Raw genomic sequence first — 382 nt, 5'->3', positions numbered from 1 at the left:
ATCGAGGCCTCGGCGCTGCGCATCCGCCGTGTTGACGGCCAGCACGTCACCCGCCGGTCCGACGAGCAGAGCCAGCTTATAGATGCCGTAGGCCGCGACATAATCGTTCATGACGCGGACGAGCGGGTTATCCGCACCGGGCCGTTTCCAGTTGCCCGGATCATGTGCCGCGACGTTGAGGCCGAATGCCTGGACGTCGCCGTAGCGTTCGAACAATGTATGATCGATTACGTCGTTGATGGCGACAGCACTGTCGGTCATGCGCTGCATCACCACGTTCTGGAAGTTTTCCTCCTTCCACAGCACGGTACCGCCAATCACGGCGGCCGGGATCAGGCCAAAGGCGAGCAGAATGAGCACCAGCCTGGTGCGCAACTTGAGG

1 protein-coding gene is annotated in these 382 nt (G+C 61.5%); it reads right to left on the bottom strand.

Annotated features, from left to right (window positions below; translation table 11 throughout):
- Positions 1-382: hypothetical protein (locus tag N826_RS44660; RefSeq protein ID WP_044438133.1), on the bottom strand; the 382-nt coding region annotated here is incomplete at both ends.

The organism is Skermanella aerolata KACC 11604, assembly GCF_000936425.1.
Taxonomy (GTDB): Bacteria; Pseudomonadota; Alphaproteobacteria; order Azospirillales; family Azospirillaceae; genus Skermanella; species Skermanella aerolata.
Note: the sequence above shows the minus strand (reverse complement) of the source record. Positions and strands in the feature narration are given on the sequence as shown.